At 46.2% G+C, this 1,802-nt stretch carries 1 protein-coding gene; it reads left to right on the top strand.

The window, feature by feature from the left end:
- The first annotated feature begins 229 nt into the window (after positions 1 to 229).
- The gene (locus tag F6K51_RS36615; protein WP_293030903.1) at positions 230 to 1,588 is read left to right on the top strand and encodes a Rieske 2Fe-2S domain-containing protein; all 1,359 of its coding nucleotides are present in this window, start codon (positions 230 to 232) and stop codon (positions 1,586 to 1,588) included.
- The last annotated feature ends 214 nt before the right edge of the window (positions 1,589 to 1,802 follow it).

The raw sequence follows: 1,802 nt of genomic DNA, 5'->3' as shown, positions 1-1,802 counted from the left end.
GATACAGCCCCGATAGAATCAAGAGAGGGATTGCTAACTTCACCGATGATACCCGCGCAGCTGATTTGATTACCCAGGAATGCCTGATTGTCTAACAATAGGGTGGGCAATGTCTAGCAAGCCTTAGTACTAGGATTGACATAAAGGTTTAGTATTGCTGGCCTCAGTGCTAACAAAGCTCCAGATTCGCCATCTAAGATGGTCAGTTGTTTCATAGAGGAAGTTATCTATGAGAGTTGATACCAAAACACCAGAAGCAGTACAAAAAACTGCCACTGCTCCTATAGCTGAAACACAGCAAGAGTTCAACTGGCAGCAGAGCTGGTATCCTGTCACCTTTGTCCAAGACCTGCCCACAGACCGTCCTTACAGCTTCTCCCTGTATGACGAGCCTTTGGTATTGTTCAGAAACCAAGATGGTAAGCTAGCCTGTTTAACAAACCGCTGCCCTCACCGCGCCGCTAAACTCTCGGACGGACAAATCATTGATGGTAAAATCGAGTGCTTATATCACGGCTGGCAATTTGGTCAAGATGGTCAATGTTTGCACATTCCCCAGTTACCAGAAGATGCCAAGATTCCAGCCAAAGCCTGTGTGCAATCCTTTACGGTTGTGGAACGGCAAGGTATTGTCTGGGTATGGATGGGGAAACCTGAAGCTGCTGATCTCGAGGGCATCCCAACTGTAGCGGATTTGGAAAATCCTACAGTTGCCAGCTCAGACTATATGATAGACCTCCCCTACGACCAAAGCTATTTTATAGAAAATGCCCTCGATCCCTCTCACCTCTTCATTAGCCACGAGGGCACCCTCAGTAGTCGAAAATACGCTCAACCCTTAGAAATGGAAGTCCTGGAAAGTTCTACTCTTGGGATTCGAGGCAGGTACCGAAAAACCAGGCAAAAGAATAGCCCATGGGTAAACCTTGATTTCGTTGCTCCCAATTTAGTGACCTACAGAAGCTCAAGAGAGGAAAAATCAGTTCGTATCGGTGGATCAGCACTTTATTCCCTTCCTCTAGGTCAGGGCAAATGCCGTATTATTATTAGGAATTATAATAATTATTCTACCTGGAAACTGAAGCTACAGCCTCGTTGGATGGAACACTGGTACCGAGACAAATTCTTAGAAGAAGATTTACCACTTGTGGTGGGACAGCAGGCAGAAGTGGAACGGTTGGGAACAAGCCTAAACTCTCTGTATTTGCCACTCAAAACATCAGATCTGTTGTTGATTGAGTATCGCAAGTGGCTCGATAAGTTCGGAACATCTTTACCTTTTTATCAAGGCTATTCTACCAGGAAGCTACCCCAGAAAAAACTGGAAGATAATCAGCAACCACCTCCCCTAGACCGATTAAGGCGACATACTCAAATCTGTGGTTCCTGCAATCGAGCCTATCGGGTAACCAACCGGTTAAAAACGACTTTTGTGGGAGTAGCGATCGCATTGGCGGCTTTGGCAATAGTGACGGATGGTTCTGGCACTGAACTAGTTGCTATTTTAGGGTCTGGCTCAGCCATTGTTATTGCAACAGTTGCCCATCAAGTTAAAACCCATTTCGAGCGTTCTTACACTCGTCATTAACCCTAATTTGACCTCAAGGTCATGTAAGCATTCAGGCATCAGCTAAAGGCCTACGGTCACGCTACTTGAGGTGCCGTCAGCTTATTTTATTCAAAAGCTGTTCGGTGTAGCTTGCGCTATGGGCATAAACTGTTGCCGTAGCGTGTCCACAGGCTTTTGGCTGATAGCTGATAGCACCTCAAGTAGCCTGTGCCACGCTACGGGAAAAGCTTTT

This window comes from Moorena sp. SIO3I8 (assembly GCF_010692325.1).
Taxonomy (GTDB): domain Bacteria; phylum Cyanobacteriota; class Cyanobacteriia; order Cyanobacteriales; family Coleofasciculaceae; genus Moorena.
The sequence above is the reverse complement of the archived record's forward strand: the minus strand, read 5'-3'. Positions and strand labels throughout refer to the sequence as shown.